Raw genomic sequence first — 16,172 nt, forward strand, 5'->3', positions numbered from 1 at the left:
GCTGCGGACCGATTTTGACGGGGGGTTCGGCGCCGGTGGGGACGGTCGGTGCGGTGAGGGGGCGGCGCAGGCGGCCGGTCCCCGGGACCGAGGCCCACACCGCGAGCGCCAGCAGGCCGTCCACGATCAGCGCGAGGGCCGCGACGAGAACGGCGCCGACGAGCACCCGTGGGTAGTCCCGGAGCGCGAGGCCGTCGAAGATGTACCGGCCCAGGCCGCCGAGGTTCACGTAGGCCGCCACCGTCGCGGTCGCGATGATCTGGAGGGTCGCATTGCGTACGCCGCCCAGGATCAGCGGCAGTGCGTTGGGCACCTGCACCCGGCCCAGCACCTGCGCCCGGGTCATCCCCATGGCCTCGGCGGCGTCGACCACCAGCGCGTCGACGTTGGCGATGCCCGCGTAGGTACCCGCCAGGATCGGGGGGATCCCCAGCAGCACCAGCGCGAGGATCGGCGGCGTCAGGCCCAGTCCCATGATCAGCACCAGGAAGGTCAGGATGCCGAGGGTGGGCAGCGAGCGCAGCGAGTTGACCAGGCCCACGAGGACCGCCTCGCCCCGCCGGAAGTGGCCGATCAGCAGGCCCAGCGGGACCGCGACGGCGGCGGAGACCACCAGGGCCAGCAGGCTGTACCAGAGGTGCTCGAGAATCCTGGCGCCGATGCCGGTGGGGCCGGACCAGTTCGCGGGGTCGCCGATGTACTCGAAGGCGGCAGAGAAGAGGTTCATGCCGGTCCCTCCGTGGCCCGCAGCAGCCCGGCGTCGCGTCGGCCGGGTGCGGACCGCGTCCACGGCGTCAGGAGCCGGCCGGCCAGGTACAGCAGCAGGTCGCACACCAGGGCCAGGAAGACGATCGCGATGATGCCCGCGAGGATCTGGTCGGGGTAGTCGCGCTGGTAGCCGGCGGTGAACAGTTGGCCGAGCCCGCCGATGCCGATCAGCGAGCCGACCGACACCAGTGAGATGTTGGTGACCGCGACCACCCGGATCCCCGAGATCAACACCGGCACCGCCAGCGGCAGTTCGACGGTCAGGGCCCGGCGCAGCGGGGTGAACCCCATCGCCGTCGCGGCGTCGACGACCACGGCGGGCACCGAGTCCAGTGCCTCCGGCACCGTGCGCACCAGCAGGGCCGTGGAGTAGACGGCGAGCGCGATCACCACGTTGAGCGGGTCGAGGATGCTCAGGCCGAACAGTTCGGGGACCGTCACGAACAGGGCCAGCGACGGAATGGTGAAGGCGATCGACGCGGCGGTCAGGGTGGTCCGGCGCAGCCAGGGCACGGCACGCACGGCGGTGCCGACCGGGACCGCGACGACCAGGCCGATCAGCAGCGGCGTCAGCGCGAGGTACAGGTGGGTGCGGGCCAGGTCGACGACGTAGTCGAAGTTGTCGAGCAGCCAGCGCATCAGCCGACCGGTTCGTCGTCGAAGAACCGGCGCCCGCGGGCCCGGTCCTCGGCCCGACGCTGGTCCGCGAGCCGGGCGATCACCTCCGCGCCCGACACCCCGCCGACCACCGCGCCCGACTCGTCCACGGCCACACCGATTCCGGACGGCGAGGAGATGGYGGCGTCGAGTGCCTGCCGCAGGTCGCCGCCGAGGTGCAGCAGTGAACCGCCGGCCGCGGTGGACGCCGCGACCGTGGCGCCGGCGCGGATGCCCTCCACGCCGGTGACGTCGATCCAGCCGTGCGGGCGGCGCGCCTCGTCGACCACCAGGACCCACTCGCCCTGACCGAGGCGTAGGGCGCCCAGTTCGGACTCGGTGGCGGTCCGGACCTCGTGCAGCGGCACGTCGTCGGCGGAGCGGAACGACAGGCCCCGGTAGCCGCGGTCGCGGCCGACGAATTCGGCGACGAAATCTGTTGCGGGGGAGGACAGTACGTTCTGCGGGGTGTCGTACTGCTGGAGCCTGCCGCCCGGACCGAACACCGCGACGCGGTCGCCGAGTCGCACCGCCTCGTCGATGTCGTGGGTGACGAAGACGATGGTCTTGCGCAGGTCCGCCTGCAGTCGCTGTATCTCCTGCTGGAGGTCGTGGCGGACCACCGGGTCCACCGCGCTGAACGGCTCGTCCATCAGCAGGATCGGCGGGTCCGCGGCCAGCGCCCGGGCGACGCCGACGCGCTGCTGCTGCCCGCCGGACAACTGCGCCGGGTAGCGGCCGGCCAGCGCCGGGTCCAGGCCCACCCGCTCGAGCACCCCGAGGGCGGCCCGGCGGGCGGCGCGGCGGGAGTCGCCGCGCAGCACCGGGACGGTGGCGACGTTGTCGACCACGGTGCGGTGCGGCAGCAGGCCGGCGCCCTGGATGACGTACCCGATGCCCAGTCTCAGCGACACCGGATCGGTGTGCGCCACATCGCGGCCGTTGACGGACACCGTCCCCGAGGTGGGGGTGATCATCCGGTTGACCATCCGCATCGAGGTGGTCTTGCCGCACCCCGACGGCCCGACGAACACGGTCAGTGTCTCGGGCTCGATGCTCAGGTCGAGGTCGTCGACCGCGACGGTGCCGTCGGGGTAGCGCTTGGTGACCGCGGCGAAACTGATCGCCGCCTGAGCGCTCAGGGGACCGGCCGGTCGAGGCCCTGGGCGACGACCCACACCCGGGCCGCGTCGCCGGGTTCGGTCTTGGTGTCGCCGGACACCGAGTTGTTCAGGGCCACCAGTTCTTCCGTGGTCAGCTTGGCGGAGACCGCGTTCAGGACGGCGGTCAGCCGGTCCGAGTTCTTGGCCGGGCGGAGCACCGGGACCACGTTCTGGGCCGGGAAGTTGTTCTTCGGGTCGGCCAGGACCACGAAGTCGTTCTTGCCGATGGCCGGGGAGGTGGTGAAGATGTTCGCGGCGTCGACCTTGCCGTCCGCGAGCGCATTGACGGTCGCGGGACCGCCGCCGTCCGCGATCGGCACGAAGTTGCCCGGGCTGATCGCCAGCCCGTAGTTCCGCTCCAGCCCGGGCAGGCCGACCGGGCGTTCCTGGAACTCGGCGGGGGCGCCGAAGGTCACCTCCGCGGAGTGCGGCGCCAGGTCGGCGATCGAGGTGAGCCGCCACTGGTCGGCGGTCTGCCGGGTGACCACCACGGCGTCCTTGTTCTCGCCGGGCGCGGGTGCGGTGATGGCGAGGTCGTCCCCGAGCGCCGCCGGCAGTGCGGCGTCCACGTCGGCCGCGGAGGTGGCGGTCGAGGACGGGTCGAGGTACTGCAGCAGGTTGCCCGTGTAGTCCGGGATCAGGTCGATCGAGCCGTCGCGGACCGCCGGGATGTAGGCCTCGCGGCTGCCGATGCCCAGTTTGGTGCTCACGTCGAAACCGTTCGCCCGCAGCGCCTCGGCGTAGATGTTCGCAACCGTCTCCGACTCGGGGAAGTTCGCGGAACCCACCACGATCGTGTTCGGGTCGGAGTTTCCGCCGCCGCCGTCACCGCCGCCGAGCGGGTCGGAGTTGCCGCCGCAGGCGGCGGACGCGGTGAGGGCCACGGCCGTGGCAGCGAGCGCCACCCATCGACGCAGGGCGGGCCGCCGAGTGGGGCGCGGTGCGGAGAACGGCATGCGGGTCCTTCCGTCGGTCCRGTGGGGGCACCCACCCGAATTCGGGCTGGTTGCTGCGGCGTCGACGAGCCGGTTCTCTCGGCCGCTCGAGATGGTGTTCGCGGACAGTGTAACGATAGGAGCGACATTCGCTGGGCAGAGAAAAGACTGGAGCGTGGCGCGCGATGAAGGCTCGGTTGATCGGTACCGCGTTGGTCACCGCCGGGGTGCTGGCATCGCAGGCGGGCTGCGCGGTCGACTCCACCCGCGTCGAGACGCCGGAGCAGTCCGCGGTGATCGTCGTGGGGGYCGGCCAGTCCGCGGAGAGCCAGGTGGTCGCCGAGATCTACGCGGGAGTGCTGCGCGGCACCGGGTCCCGGGTGGACACCCGGCTGGGGCTGGCGCCGGGCCAGGACCTGACGGAGCTCGACGCGGGCTCGGTGACCCTGGTGCCGGAGTACACGGGCAGGCTGCTCGACCGGGTGCACCCGGGTATCACCGAGACAGATCCCGACAAGGTGTACGAGGAACTGAACAAGTCTCTGCCCGAGGGTCTTTCGGTGTCCGACTACGCGTCGGCCGAGGAGCCGGGGACGGGTACCGACGACGAGCCGCAGAATGTGGTGCCGCTGATGCGGACCGGTGCGCTGACGCAGGCTCAGGTCAAGGCACTCAATGTGGTTGCGGGAGAGCTCACCTCGGCCGAGCTGGCGGACATGGGCGAGGCCGTGCGGGGCGGCGAGCGCAACCCGGGCCAGGTGGCCGCGGACTGGCTCGCCGCGCGCTGACGGCTCGGCCGAGTGTGCGCCGGCGGTATCCGACCGCCCGGCAGCGGCGACCGCAACAGTGTCGCAACCCGATCGAGGCGTTGCCAGGTCGCGACGGCAGCGACTGTTCACGGGGCCGAGTACGGATCCGCCCGGTGGTGGCGGCATTGGTCTCGCAATGCGTGGGCAACTCGTTGGGGCCACAGTTATTGGGTAGCAGTGTGATTGGGCCCGCGCCCCCGGTGCCTGGCGAGCAGTGCGACCGTGCGAATCGGGTCTGTAGTGTCGGGCACCGGACACAGCAGGCACACAACGCAGGCGGGGGAAGATGCCGAGAATTGCCGAGCGAATGACCAAACTGACCGCGGGGGTGGTCCTGGGACTGATGGGCCTGTCGATGGCAGCACAACCCGCGCGGGCGCAGGAGAGCGTGGAGTCGGCCCCGCAGTATGCGCCGACCATGCTGATTCTCGACGCGTCCGGATCCATGCAGCGTCCGGATCCGGCGGGCACGATGATGGATTCGGCCAAGAACGCCGTCCGCAGCTTTGTCGCCGCGGCACCGGCCGAATCAAAGGTGGGACTGACGGTGTACGGCACCGGCACCGGAAGCAGCGAGGCGGAGAAGGTCGAGGGCTGTAGTGACGTGCAGGTGCTGCGCAGGCCGGACACCCTGGACCGGGCCGCGCTGACCGGCGCGATCGACGGCATCAAGGCGAGCGGCTGGACGCCGATGGCCAACGCGTTGCGCCAGGCCGCCGATGCGCTCCCGGCCTCGGGACCGCGCTCGGTGGTGCTGGTTTCCGACGGCGACGACACCTGTGCCCCACCCGATCCGTGTGAGGTCGCCAGGGAATTGAAGAAGCAGGGCGTCGACCTGGTGATGCACGCGATCGGCTTCGCCGTCGACGGGAAGGCTCGCGCTCAGCTCACCTGCATGGCCCAGGCCACCGGAGGGACCTACACCGACGCAGCCGACGGACCGGCACTGGAGCGGACGCTGCCGCGGGTGACCGCTGCCGCGCTGCGCAACTACAAGGCGGCCGGGACGCCGATCGCCGGCACGCCGACGTACGACGCCGCCCCGGTGGCGATGCCGGGTCAGTACCTGGACACCATCGGCCAGAAGGAGACGCGCTACTACGCGGTCGACATCCCGGATGGCGCCACGGCGTACTTCAGCGGCACCGTCTCGTTTCCCCGGATACCCGACATCGAGTCCAGCAAGGACAACAACGTTCTCGAGTTGCGGGTCTACGGCGCGGACGGGCGTGACTGCAACGAATTCGAGTTCGAGCAGGCGACGAAGTCCAGCGACGGGGTGGCCCTCACCGTGGCCCAGGCCTTCGAGGGTGCGAGCGAGAGACGCGACGGCAAGAACGTCGATGCCGACAGGTGCAAGGGCGGCGGACGCTACTACTTCGCGCCGACCTGGGACAAAGTCTCGCAGGGGGTGCCGGAGCGGCTGCCGTTGGAACTGCTCGTCGGCATCGAGCCCGCCGCCACCCATCCCGGCCCGGTTGCGGTGGCTCCGCTGACGGCCTTCACGCGGCCCGCCGGGGCGGGCACCCCCGCTGTCGGTGGCGGGTCCTTCAACGTCGCGTCCGCGCTCGAAAGCGGCCGCTACACGGACTCGGTCCAGCCGGGTGAGTTCGTCTTCTACCGGGTCAAGCTGGACTGGGGTCAGGGGCTGGCGTATCGCGTGCACTACGGCGCGAACGGTGGTCGTGGGGTGGAGAACATCTCCAATGTCAGCACCGCGCTGTACTCCCCGACGCGGGAGCGGATCGACTCGGATTTCGCGGCGTACACCGGTACCGACCAGGTGCTGCCCTCGAACAAGGATGCGCTCGCGACTGTGCCGATCCGCTACGGCAACCGCAACTCCGACATCTTCGAGAACCGGACGCAGTCGGTGGCGGGGTGGTACTACATCGCGGTGAAGCTGGGTTCGACCGCCGCGGAGGGTGACAACCTGCCGGTTCCGGTGCAGCTGGACCTTACCGTCACCGGGACGCCGGAGGACGGGCCGAAGTACGCGGACGCCGTCGCCGCCGGGATCTTCGGGGAGAACGCCGCGCCGGCGGGCGCAAGCACCTCGCCGACGGGCGGCGCCACGTCCACCGGCGATCGCCTCCCCGACAACGCGGCGGACAATGCGGCGGTCGAGGTGGGCACGCCGGACTCGACGTCGTCGACCGCAGCGATCGCGGTGGTCGCGGCGGGGGTTGCCTTGTGCGGCATCGTCGGCTGGCTCGTCGTGCGCAGGCGCCGAAGGTAGGCGGCGGGCACGGCCGAACGGGTGGTTGCCGGCGTTGCCTCTCGGCGTTTGACCCGACAACCACCCGTTCGGTGCTAGCCCGTCGAACTCTCCAACGTCGAACTCTCCAACGTCGAACTCTCCAACGCGCGGCGCAGGAAGCCGCCGAGTTCCCGTACGGCCTCGTCGGCCTCGCGCAGGACCGAGGCCTGCAGGTGCGCCACGTGCCACAGGTCCGGGTACTCCGTGTACTCCACGCGAACCCCTGCGGCGCGCAGCTTCTCGACCAGCGTCAGCGCCTGTGGGTACAGCACCTCGGTGGTGCCGATGTGCACCATGGTGGGTGGAAGTCCGGACAGCTCGCCGAGCAGCGGCGCGTAACCGGGATCGGTCGGGTCGCCCCCGCCCAGGTAGGCATCGGCGGCGCGGTACGACCACCCGGTGTTGACCACGAGATCACGTTCGCGAGGGGCGTCCCGGGCACCGGGGTCCACCCACGGTGCGATCAGACCGAGGGCCGCCGGGCGGACTTCGTGCGCGTCGAGCAGTCGGCGCGCGGTGGCCAGTGCGAGTCCGCCGCCCGCCGAATCACCCGCGATGGCAACCTGATCCGCCTCGTAGCCGTGCTCGAGTAGTAGCTCCAGGTAGGCGTCCACCGCGTCGTCCAGTGCCGCCGGGTACGGGTTCTCGGGCGCCCGCCGGTAGTCGAGCACGTACACCGCGGTGTCCGACTCGCGAGCCAGGTGTGCGGCCACCGACCGGTGCGTGGCGAGGGACCCGAGGGTGTAGCCGCCGCCGTGCAGGTACAGCACCGCGTTGCGGCGCTCGGTCGCGCCGACCGTGACCCGTTCGGCGCGCCTGCCGGCGAGCGTAAGCGGGCGGGCCACCGTCCCCGACGGCAGCGTCTGGATCGCCGAACCGGCGTCGAGCAGTGCCCGGGCCACGGTTACCGGCAGCCGCCGGTCCAGCGCGACCCGGTAGAACGACGCGAGGGTGGCGGCCACCAGCGGCCGCGGCAGGTACGGCATCGTCGACTACTTCGCCGACGACTTGGGCATGACCCGCGCCGCCAGGATCGCGACGATGCGCTGGTAGCCGGGGCCGACCAGGCGGACCCAGCCGTCGAGGGCCTTCGCGTCGAGGCCGATGAGCACGCGCGGCTTGCTCCTGCGAACCCCGGACACGATGGTCTTGGCCGCGTCCTCGGGCGTGGTCCGCGCCAGCTTCTTGTCGAAGAACTCCGCGAAGCTGGCCAGGTCCTCGCCGGGACCCGCGGTGGCGTTGCGGGCGATCGCGGTCTTGATGCCGCCGGGGTGCACACAGGTCACCTTGACCGGGTGCTTGGCGATGAGCATCTCCTGCCGGAGCGACTCGGTGAAGCCGCGGACCGCGAACTTCGCCGAGTTGTACGCGCTCTGGCCGGGCATCGACAGGAGGCCGAAGAGGCTGGAGATGTTGACCACGTGGCCGTCGCCCGACGCGATCAGGTGCGGGAGGAAAGCCTTGGTGCCGTTGACGACTCCCCAGAAGTCGACGTCCATGACCCGCTCGAAGTCCTTGAAATCCGACTTCTCGAATTCTCCGTGGTAGGCGATGCCCGCGTTGTTGTAGACCTGGTTGACCTTGCCGAAGTAGGCGACGACCGCGTCGGCGTACGCGAGCACGGCCTCGCGCTGCGTGACGTCGAGGTGGTCGTCCTTGACCTCGGCGCCGAGCGCCTTGGCCTGCCGGACGGTCTCGGCGAGCCCGACGATGTCCACGTCCGAGAGGGCCAGCCGGGCGCCCTCGGCCGCCAGGTTCAGCGCGAGGGCCCGGCCGATGCCGGATCCCGCGCCGGTGATGACCACTACCTTGCCGGTGAAATCGCTCACTGTGCCACAACCTTCTCGTCGTCGTCGGCGGTGCCGACAATGGATTCCGTGTCCCGCGCGATCTCTGCGGCGATCTGGTCCCCGGCCGCAGCCGGTATGTCGCTGCCGACCGTCGGCAGGTCTTTCGTGGCCACGCTGCGGTACGCGGCAAGGTCGAACTTACGGAGCATGCTGCGGAATTCGAAGGTGAAACCCGGCCACAGTGTGGTGTTGTTGCCGTGCTTGTCGAGGTACCAGCTGGCGCAGCCGCCGTTGTTCCACACGCTCCGCGAGAGCTTGGCCTGCAGCTCCCGGTTGTACTGGTCCTGCGCGTCCTGTCGGACCTCGATGGTCCCGATGCCGTGCCGGTCGATGGTCTCGAGCGCGTCGACCAGGTAGTTGATCTGGGACTCGATCATGAACACCATCGAGGTGTGGCCGAGGCCGGTGTTCGGCCCGACCAGGAAGAACATGTTGGGGAAGTTCGCGATCGCGGAACCCTTGTAGCCCTGCTGCCCGCTGGCGTCGAAGACGTCCGCGGCGGACCGGCCGTCCTTGCCGAAGATGCCGGCGAAGGTGGGGGAGTCGGTGACGTGGAAGCCGGTGGCGACCACGATGGCRTCGACCTCACGGGTCGTGCCGCTGCGGTCGACGACCGAGTTGGCGGTGACCTCGGCGATGCCGTCGGTGACCAGTTCGGTGTTTGCCTGAGCCAGCGCCGGGTAGTAGTTGTTCGAGATCAGCATGCGCTTGCAGCCGATCTGGAAGTTCGGGGTGACCTTCTTGCGCAGGTCCTTGTCCTTGATCTGGCGGCGCAGCTGGCGCTGCGCGGTGAACTGCAGCGGCTTCATGAACACCGGCGCCTTGGCCAGGCCGACGACCTGGGTCTCACGCATCCAGTAGATGCCGGCTCGGCACAGTCGCTGGAAGCCCGGAAGGTACTTGAAGGCGAGGTGTTCGACGGTGGTGTACTCGCGATCCGCACGGGGCAGCACCCACGGCGCGGTGCGCTGGTACACGTCGAGCTTGGAGACGGTCTTCGCGAGCTGCGGGACGATCTGGATGGCGGAGGCGCCGGTGCCGATCACCGCGACCCGCTTGCCGGTCAGGTCGGCGTCGTGGTTCCACTGCGCGGAGTGGAAGATCTCGCCCTGGAAGTCCTCGATGCCCTTGATGTCGGGCAGCGACGGCTCGCAGAGGGCGCCGATCGCGGAGACGACGATCTTGGCCTCGAAGTCGCCCTTCGAGGTGTGCACGTCCCAGCGGGAGGTGGCCGTGTTCCAGCGGGCGGACCGCACGTCGCAGCCGAAGACGTGCTTGTCGAGCACGTTGTACCGGTGTGCCACCGACGAGATGTACTTCTGGATCTCCGGCTGGGTGGAGAACGAGCGGGTCCACTCGGGGTTGAGGGCGAACGAGTACGAGTACAGGTGCGAGGGCACGTCGCAGGCGGCGCCGGGGTAGGTGTTGTCGCGCCAGGTGCCGCCGACCTCGCTGCCGCGTTCGAGCACGAGGAAGTCCCGCTTGCCGGCCTGCGTGAGCTTGATGGCGGCGCCGAGACCGGCGAAGCCGCTACCGATGATCAGCGTGTCGACCGTGCGGACGGCAGCCGTGGTGTCCGAGGCGTTATCTGTAACCGGAAGACTCATGTACCGAAGAGTATGGGCTTACTGAGTCTCAGTCAATAGCTTGTTGACTCAGATTCAGTAAGCTTTCAGACCGTGGAGACAGTCAAGCGCACCAGGATGAGCCCGGAGGAGCGGCGCGCCCAGCTGATCGACCTGGGGGCCCGGATGCTGGCCGAACGACCGCTGGAACAGATCTCGGTCGAGGAGATCGCGGACCAGGCCGGGGTCTCCCGCGGGCTCCTGTTCCACTACTTCGCGTCCAAGCACGACTACCACCTCGCCATCGTCCAGCACGCCGGCGCCGAGATGCTCGTGCGGACCGAGCCGGACCTGACCCTGCCGCCCCTCGAGATCCTGCGCTCGTCGGTCGTCGCCTACGTCGACTACGTCAGCGACAACCGCAACAGCTACGTCTCGCTGCTGCGCGGGGCCGCCAGCGGGGACCCGGAGATGCGGGACGAGTTCGAGCGCACCCGCTCGGCGCTGGCGGCGCGGATCATGGACCAGCTCCCGCGGCTCGGCATCGAGCCGGGCGACCGGATCGCCCTCGCCGTGCGCGGCTGGATCGCGTTCGTGGAGGAGACCGCGATCAGCTGGCTGCGCGAGCCTGTCATCAGCCGCGAGGAGCTGATCGACCTGATCGTCACCGCGCTGCCCGCCGTGACCCTGCCCGCGCCGGTGGCGGCCGCGCTGCTGGGCCAGGCCTGACAGACTTGGCCGCGGCCGGATCCGAGTAGCGCGCTACTCGCGCCCGGCGGGCCACCCGCGCGCACGCTGGGTGGACGAGCACGACCGCCCGGCGCCGACACGCGGCGGGTGGGCGATCGCGCGGAGGAGCGCGACAATGCGTACCGGAATCATGGYGGCGGCCCTCAACTCGAAGTTCGTTCCCGACCTGCTGCTGCGCGACAGCAAACTCACGGCGGCGATGGCCGGGGCGGACTCGCTCTGGCTCCCGGACCACCTGATCAGCATCCTGCCGTCCTCGATCTGGAGCCCGAAGTACACCGGCGCGGCCAGGCTGGTGCCGCGAATGGACGCCTTCTACGAGCCGTGGACGACGCTCGGCTACCTGGCGGCTCGAAACAGGCTGTCCCGGCTGAGGCTCGGGGTCGGCGTCACCGACAGCGGGCGGCGCAACCCGGCGGTCACCGCACAGGCCGCCGCGACGCTGCACCTGCTGAGCCGCGGACGCGCCATCCTCGGCATCGGTCCGGGCGAGCGGGAGGGCAACGAGCCGTACGGTGTGGACTGGACCGCCCCGGTCGCCCGGTTCGAGGAGGCGCTCGCGACCATCCGGTTGCTGTGGGGCTCGGCGGGTCGTCCGGTGAGCCGTGAGTCGGAGTTCTTCCCCCTGCGCGACGCGGTCTTCGACGTCCCGCCGCACCGCGGCACCCGGCCGCAGGTCTGGGTCGGTGCCCACGGGCCTCGGATGTTGCGAGCCGCCGGCAGGTACGCGGACGCGTGGTTCCCCACCTTCTCGCAGCGGCCCAAGGACTACGGCGCGAAGCTCGAGCGGGTGCGCGCGGCCGCGTCCGATGCGGGCAGGGATCCTCATTCGATCACCGCGGCGGGCGTTTTCTTCGTGTTCCCGGTGCGCCACGCCAACGACGAGGACGAGCTGCTGGGGTCGGTCGGGGCCCGGGCCCTCACGCTGTGCGCCCCGGCCGAGGCATGGGCGAGGCACGGCGTCGAGCATCCGATGGGCGCCGACTTCTCGGGCCTGCAGGACCTGCTGCCCCAGACCCTGGACGAGGGCACCGTCCTGGCCCAGGTGAAGACGGTTCCGCGGTCCCTGCAGCGGGAGGCGAACATGGTGGGGACGCCGTCCGAGATCCTCGACCAGATGGCGGAATGGCGCGATCACGGGCTCGAGTACGCCGTGCTGTTGAACGCGGCCGGAATGGTGCACCCCAGCCTCGTCGAGGGGATGCGCAGCACCGGGCCCTTCGTGCGGGTCCTGCGCGGGCTCAAACGCCTGTGACCGGCGGCCTCACAGGTGCCGCAGGAAACGCTGCGGGTCGTCGAGGAACGATCGCCAGTTGCGCACCAGGTCCAGCTCGTCCCAGCGCGGGCACTCGATGCCGCCGTCGGTGAGTTCCCAGATCTCGGCGCCCGGGCAGGACGCGAGCACGGGGGAGTGGGTCGCCATGATCACCTGTGAGCCCTCGGCGACCAGGTCCGAGATCACGCCGAGCAGGGCCAGGCAGGACTGGAACGACAGCRCCGCCTCCGGCTCGTCGAGAATCCACAGCCCCACACCGATCGGCCGGTCCGCGACGTAACGCAGGAAAGACTGGCCGTGGGAGAGCGCGTTGAACTCCTGGTCGCTCGCCCGGACCCGGGCGGCGTCGGCGTCGCCGAAGAGCGCGTGCATGGACTCCGCCCGCAGGAAGCAGCCGCCGTAAGGCGTCGGCTCCGCGCCGACGCAGCGCAGGTGCCGCGGCAGGTCGGAGTCCTCGACGCTGCCGCCCGCCGACCACATCCGGTCCTGGGCGCCGCGGAAGCGGCGCTGCCACGCGCCGGCCACCGCCTCCACCAGCGTGGACTTGCCGGCCCCGTTCTCGCCGACGATCACCGTCACCGGGCAGGTGAAGTCGAGACCGACCCGGCACATCTCGGCGATCGAGGGGACCTGCAGATACCACGAAGCCGGGTCGAATCGCTCGTCAGGAGCGAACTCGACCCGGCTCAGTGGCAGCGTCACGGTGTCAGACGGTCGGCAGGAATGCCTCGTCGATGATCTCCTGCTGCTCGACGGCGTGCACCTTGCTCGAACCCGAGGACGGTGCGGACATCGAACGACGCGAGATGCGCTTGATGCCGGTCAGCTTGTCCGAGATCAGCTCGGGCAGCGCGAGGCCGAAGAACGGCCAGGCACCCTGGTTCGCCGGCTCCTCCTGGACCCAGCGGAACTCGGTGGCGTTCGGGTACCGCTCGAGGGTCTCGCGGATACGACGGCTCGGCACCGGGTAGAGCTGCTCGACCCGGACGATCGCGATGTCGTCGCGGTTGTCCTTGTGCTTGGCCGCGAGCAGCTCCCAGTACAGCTTGCCGCTGACCATCAGCACGCGCTTGACCTTGGCGCGGTCGCCGCCGCCGGTCTCGTACGTGGGCTCCTCGAACACCGAGCGGAACTTGCCGGTGGTGAAGTCCGCGATGTCCGACACGGCTGCCTTGTTGCGCAGCATCGACTTCGGCGTGAACACCACCAGCGGGCGGCGGATGCCGTCGAGGTGGTGGCGGCGGAGCAGGTGGAAGTAGCTCGCCGGGGTGGACGGCACCGCCACGGTCATCGAGCCCTCGGCACACAGCTGCAGGAACCGCTCGATGCGGCCGGAGGTGTGGTCCGGTCCCTGGCCCTCGTGGCCGTGCGGCAGCAGCAGCACCACGTCGGAGAGCTGGCCCCACTTGGCCTCACCGGACGAGATGAACTCGTCGATGATGGTCTGCGCGCCGTTGACGAAGTCGCCGAACTGCGCCTCCCACAGCACCAGTGCGTCGGGGTTGCCCACCGAGTAGCCGTACTCGAAGCCCACGCCCGCGTACTCGGTCAGCGCCGAGTCGTAGACCATGAACTTGCCGTCGTTGCCGGCGTTCGCCGCGATGGCCGAGATCGGGTTGTACTCGTCGCCGGTCTTGCGGTCGATGAGCACCGCGTGCCGCTGCGTGAACGTGCCGCGACGCGAGTCCTGTCCGGTCAGGCGCACCAGGGCACCCTGCTCGACCAGCGATCCGAACGCCAGCAGCTCCGCGAACGCCCAGTCGACCTTGCCCTCGCGGGACATCTCGCGACGCTTCTCGATGACCGGCTTGACGCGCGGATGCACGTTGAAGCCCTCGGGCACGTCGACGAACGCATCGCCGATCCGCTCGAGCACGGCCTTGTCGACCGCGGTGGTCAGGCGCGCGGGCGGCGTCTGGTCCAGCTCCACCGACTCCGACGGCTCCGGCTTGAACTTCTCCAGCTCACGGACCTCGTTGAACACCCGCTCGAGCTGGCCCTGGTAGTCGCGGAGGGCGTCTTCCGCTTCCTTGAGCGAGATGTCGCCGCGGCCGATCAGGGACTCGGTGTAGCTCTTGCGGACGCTGCGCTTGGTGTCGATCACGTCGTACATCGCCGGCTGGGTCATCGAGGGGTCGTCGCCCTCGTTGTGACCGCGACGGCGGTAGCAGATCATGTCGATGACGACGTCCTTGCCGAACTGCTCGCGGTAGTCCACGGCCAGCTGGGCGACCCAGACACAGGCCTCGGGGTCGTCGCCGTTCACGTGGAACACGGGAGCGGCGATCATCTTCGCGACGTCGGTGCAGTACTCGGAGGAACGCGAGTGCTCGGGCGCCGTGGTGAAGCCGACCTGGTTGTTGACCACGATGTGCACGGTGCCGCCGGTGCGGTAGCCGCGCAGCAGCGAGAGGTTCAGGGTCTCGGCCACCACGCCCTGGCCGGCGAACGCGGCGTCGCCGTGCAGCATCAGCGGCAGCACGGTGAAGCCTTCCTGGCCCTTGTCCAGGATGTCCTGCTTGGCGCGGACCAGGCCCTCGAGCACCGGGTCGACGGCCTCGAGGTGCGACGGGTTCGCGGTCAGCGAGACGGTGATGTCGTTGTCGCCGAACATCTGGATGTAGGTGCCCTGGGCGCCGAGGTGGTACTTCACGTCGCCGGAGCCGTGGGCGGCCGCCGGGTTCATGTTGCCCTCGAACTCGGTGAAGATCTTCGAGTACGGCTTGCCGACGATGTTGGCGAGCACGTTGAGCCGACCGCGGTGCGGCATGCCGATGACGACCTCGTCGAGCTCGTGCTCGGCGCTCTGGTCGATGACCGCGTCCATCATCGGGATGACCGACTCGGCGCCCTCGAGCGAGAACCGCTTCTGGCCGACGTACTTGGTCTGCAGGAAGGTCTCGAACGCCTCGGCGGCGTTCAGCTTGCTCAGGATGTACTTCTGCTGCGCGACGGTCGGCTTGACGTGCTTGGCCTCGACGCGTTCCTGCAGCCACTTCTGCTGCTTCGGGTCCAGGATGTGCGTGTACTCGACGCCGATGTGACGGCAGTACGCGTCCCGCAGGATCGACAGGACGTCGCGGAGCTTCATCCGGTCCTTGCCGTTGAACCCGCCGACGTTGAACTCGCGGTCGAGGTCCCACAGCGTGAGGTCGTGGGTGGTGACGTCGAGGTCCGGATGCATCCGGAACTTGTCCTTGGTGAACTGCAGCGGGTCGGTGTCCGCCATCAGGTGGCCACGGTTGCGGTACGCCGCGATCAGTTCGAGGACCCGGGTGGTCTTGTCGACCGCCGTGGCGGAGATGTCCTTGCGCCAGCGAACCGGCTCGTAGGGGATCCGCAGCGCGTGGAAGATCTCGTCGTAGAACTCGTCGCTGATCAGCAGGTTGTGGATGGTCCGGAGGAAGTCTCCGGACTCCGCGCCCTGGATGATGCGGTGGTCGTACGTCGAGGTCAGCGTGATCAGCTTGCCGACGCCCAGTTCGGCGATCTTCTCGTCGCTCGAGCCCTGGAACTCGGCCGGGTACTCCATGGCACCGGCGCCGATGATCGCGCCCTGGCCCTGYATGAGCCGCGGCACCGAGTGCACGGTGCCGATGGTGCCCGGGTTGGTCAGCGAGATGGTCACGCCGGCGAAGTCGTCACCGGTCAGCTTGCCGTCACGGGCGCGGCGGACGATGTCCTCGTACGCGCCGTGGAACTGCGCGAAGTTCATCGACTCGGTGCCCTTGATGGCGGCGACGACGAGCGAGCGGCTGCCGTCCTTGCCCGGGAGGTCGATGGCCAGGCCGAGGTTGGTGCCGGCCGGGGTGATCGCGTTCGGCTTGCCGTCCACCTCGGCGAAGTGCCGGTTCATGTTCGGGAACGCCTTGACGGCCTGCACGATCGCGTAACCCAGCAGGTGGGTGAACGAGATCTTGCCGCCGCGGGTGCGCGCGAGGTGGTTGTTGATCACGATGCGGTTGTCGATCATCAGCTTCGCCGGGATGGCGCGAACGCTGGTCGCAGTCGGGATCGCGAGCGAGGCGGACATGTTCCGGGCGACGGCCGCGGCCGCGCCTCGGAGGATCTTTGCCTCTGCGTCACCGGCGGGCTTGGCGGCGGGCGCCGCGGCGGGCTTGGCGGCCGGGGCCGCGGCC

13 protein-coding genes are annotated in these 16,172 nt (G+C 69.8%); 4 read left to right on the plus strand and 9 right to left on the minus strand.

The genetic code is table 11. The features are described 5' to 3' along the window. The 4 genes from AC1DU4_RS24525 to AC1DU4_RS24540 all read right to left on the minus strand — a co-directional run. On the minus strand, positions 1-727 hold a 727-nt coding region (locus AC1DU4_RS24525; protein WP_477844316.1), incomplete at its 3' end, for an ABC transporter permease. Next, entirely contained in the window at positions 724-1,407 is a 684-nt protein-coding gene (locus AC1DU4_RS24530; RefSeq protein ID WP_477844318.1) for an ABC transporter permease, read from the minus strand. The genes AC1DU4_RS24525 and AC1DU4_RS24530, both read right to left, overlap by 4 nt. Beyond that, positions 1,407-2,549 carry an ABC transporter ATP-binding protein gene (locus tag AC1DU4_RS24535; protein ID WP_477844339.1) on the minus strand — a complete coding sequence of 381 codons (1,143 nt, stop codon included), beginning with the start codon at positions 2,547-2,549 and terminating at the stop codon, positions 1,407-1,409. Before AC1DU4_RS24535 ends, AC1DU4_RS24530 begins: the two co-directional genes overlap by 1 nt. 14 nt (positions 2,550-2,563) lie before the next feature. Next, positions 2,564-3,544 carry an ABC transporter substrate-binding protein gene (locus AC1DU4_RS24540; protein WP_477844320.1) on the minus strand — a complete coding sequence of 327 codons (981 nt, stop codon included), beginning with the start codon at positions 3,542-3,544 and terminating at the stop codon, positions 2,564-2,566. Positions 3,545-3,708: 164 nt separating this feature from the next. On the opposite strand from AC1DU4_RS24540, the gene AC1DU4_RS24545 reads away from it, so the two are divergent. Both AC1DU4_RS24545 and AC1DU4_RS24550 read left to right on the plus strand, forming a co-directional pair. Then, positions 3,709-4,311, plus strand: coding sequence for a glycine betaine ABC transporter substrate-binding protein (locus AC1DU4_RS24545; RefSeq protein WP_477844322.1), 603 nt, complete (start codon positions 3,709-3,711; stop codon positions 4,309-4,311). Positions 4,312-4,639: 328 nt separating this feature from the next. After that, on the plus strand, positions 4,640-6,571 hold the full coding sequence (locus AC1DU4_RS24550; protein WP_477844323.1) for a vWA domain-containing protein: 1,932 nt from the start codon (positions 4,640-4,642) through the stop codon (positions 6,569-6,571). Positions 6,572-6,645: 74 nt separating this feature from the next. On the opposite strand, the gene AC1DU4_RS24555 is transcribed toward AC1DU4_RS24550, so the two are convergent. Genes AC1DU4_RS24555 through AC1DU4_RS24565 form a run of 3 tightly spaced genes read right to left on the minus strand, consistent with a single transcriptional unit; the run spans position 6,646 to position 10,049 of the window. Beyond that, positions 6,646-7,578 carry an alpha/beta hydrolase gene (locus AC1DU4_RS24555; RefSeq protein WP_477844325.1) on the minus strand — a complete coding sequence of 311 codons (933 nt, stop codon included), beginning with the start codon at positions 7,576-7,578 and terminating at the stop codon, positions 6,646-6,648. A 6-nt stretch (positions 7,579-7,584) separates the two neighbouring features. Further along, complete coding sequence (locus AC1DU4_RS24560; protein WP_477844327.1) at positions 7,585-8,421, minus strand: SDR family NAD(P)-dependent oxidoreductase; 837 nt, start codon at positions 8,419-8,421, stop codon at positions 7,585-7,587. Next, the gene (locus AC1DU4_RS24565) at positions 8,418-10,049 is read right to left on the minus strand and encodes a flavin-containing monooxygenase (protein ID WP_477844329.1); all 1,632 of its coding nucleotides are present in this window, start codon (positions 10,047-10,049) and stop codon (positions 8,418-8,420) included. Before AC1DU4_RS24565 ends, AC1DU4_RS24560 begins: the two co-directional genes overlap by 4 nt. A 72-nt stretch (positions 10,050-10,121) precedes the next feature. Here AC1DU4_RS24565 and AC1DU4_RS24570 point away from each other — a divergent pair, with 72 nt between their 5' ends. Further along, the gene (locus AC1DU4_RS24570) at positions 10,122-10,736 is read left to right on the plus strand and encodes a TetR/AcrR family transcriptional regulator (protein ID WP_477844331.1); all 615 of its coding nucleotides are present in this window, start codon (positions 10,122-10,124) and stop codon (positions 10,734-10,736) included. A 136-nt stretch (positions 10,737-10,872) separates the two neighbouring features. Beyond that, on the plus strand, positions 10,873-12,012 hold the full coding sequence (locus AC1DU4_RS24575; protein ID WP_477844333.1) for an LLM class flavin-dependent oxidoreductase: 1,140 nt from the start codon (positions 10,873-10,875) through the stop codon (positions 12,010-12,012). Positions 12,013-12,021: 9 nt separating this feature from the next. Here AC1DU4_RS24575 and AC1DU4_RS24580 read toward each other — a convergent pair whose 3' ends face one another. Together AC1DU4_RS24580 and AC1DU4_RS24585 are read right to left on the minus strand one after the other, a co-directional pair. After that, complete coding sequence (locus tag AC1DU4_RS24580) at positions 12,022-12,735, minus strand: AAA family ATPase (RefSeq protein WP_477844335.1); 714 nt, start codon at positions 12,733-12,735, stop codon at positions 12,022-12,024. 4 nt (positions 12,736-12,739) lie between these two features. Next, positions 12,740-16,172 (minus strand): multifunctional oxoglutarate decarboxylase/oxoglutarate dehydrogenase thiamine pyrophosphate-binding subunit/dihydrolipoyllysine-residue succinyltransferase subunit (locus AC1DU4_RS24585; RefSeq protein WP_477844337.1); only part of this gene is annotated, 3,433 nt, incomplete at its 5' end.

This window comes from Rhodococcus sp. P4_F5, assembly GCF_056401315.1.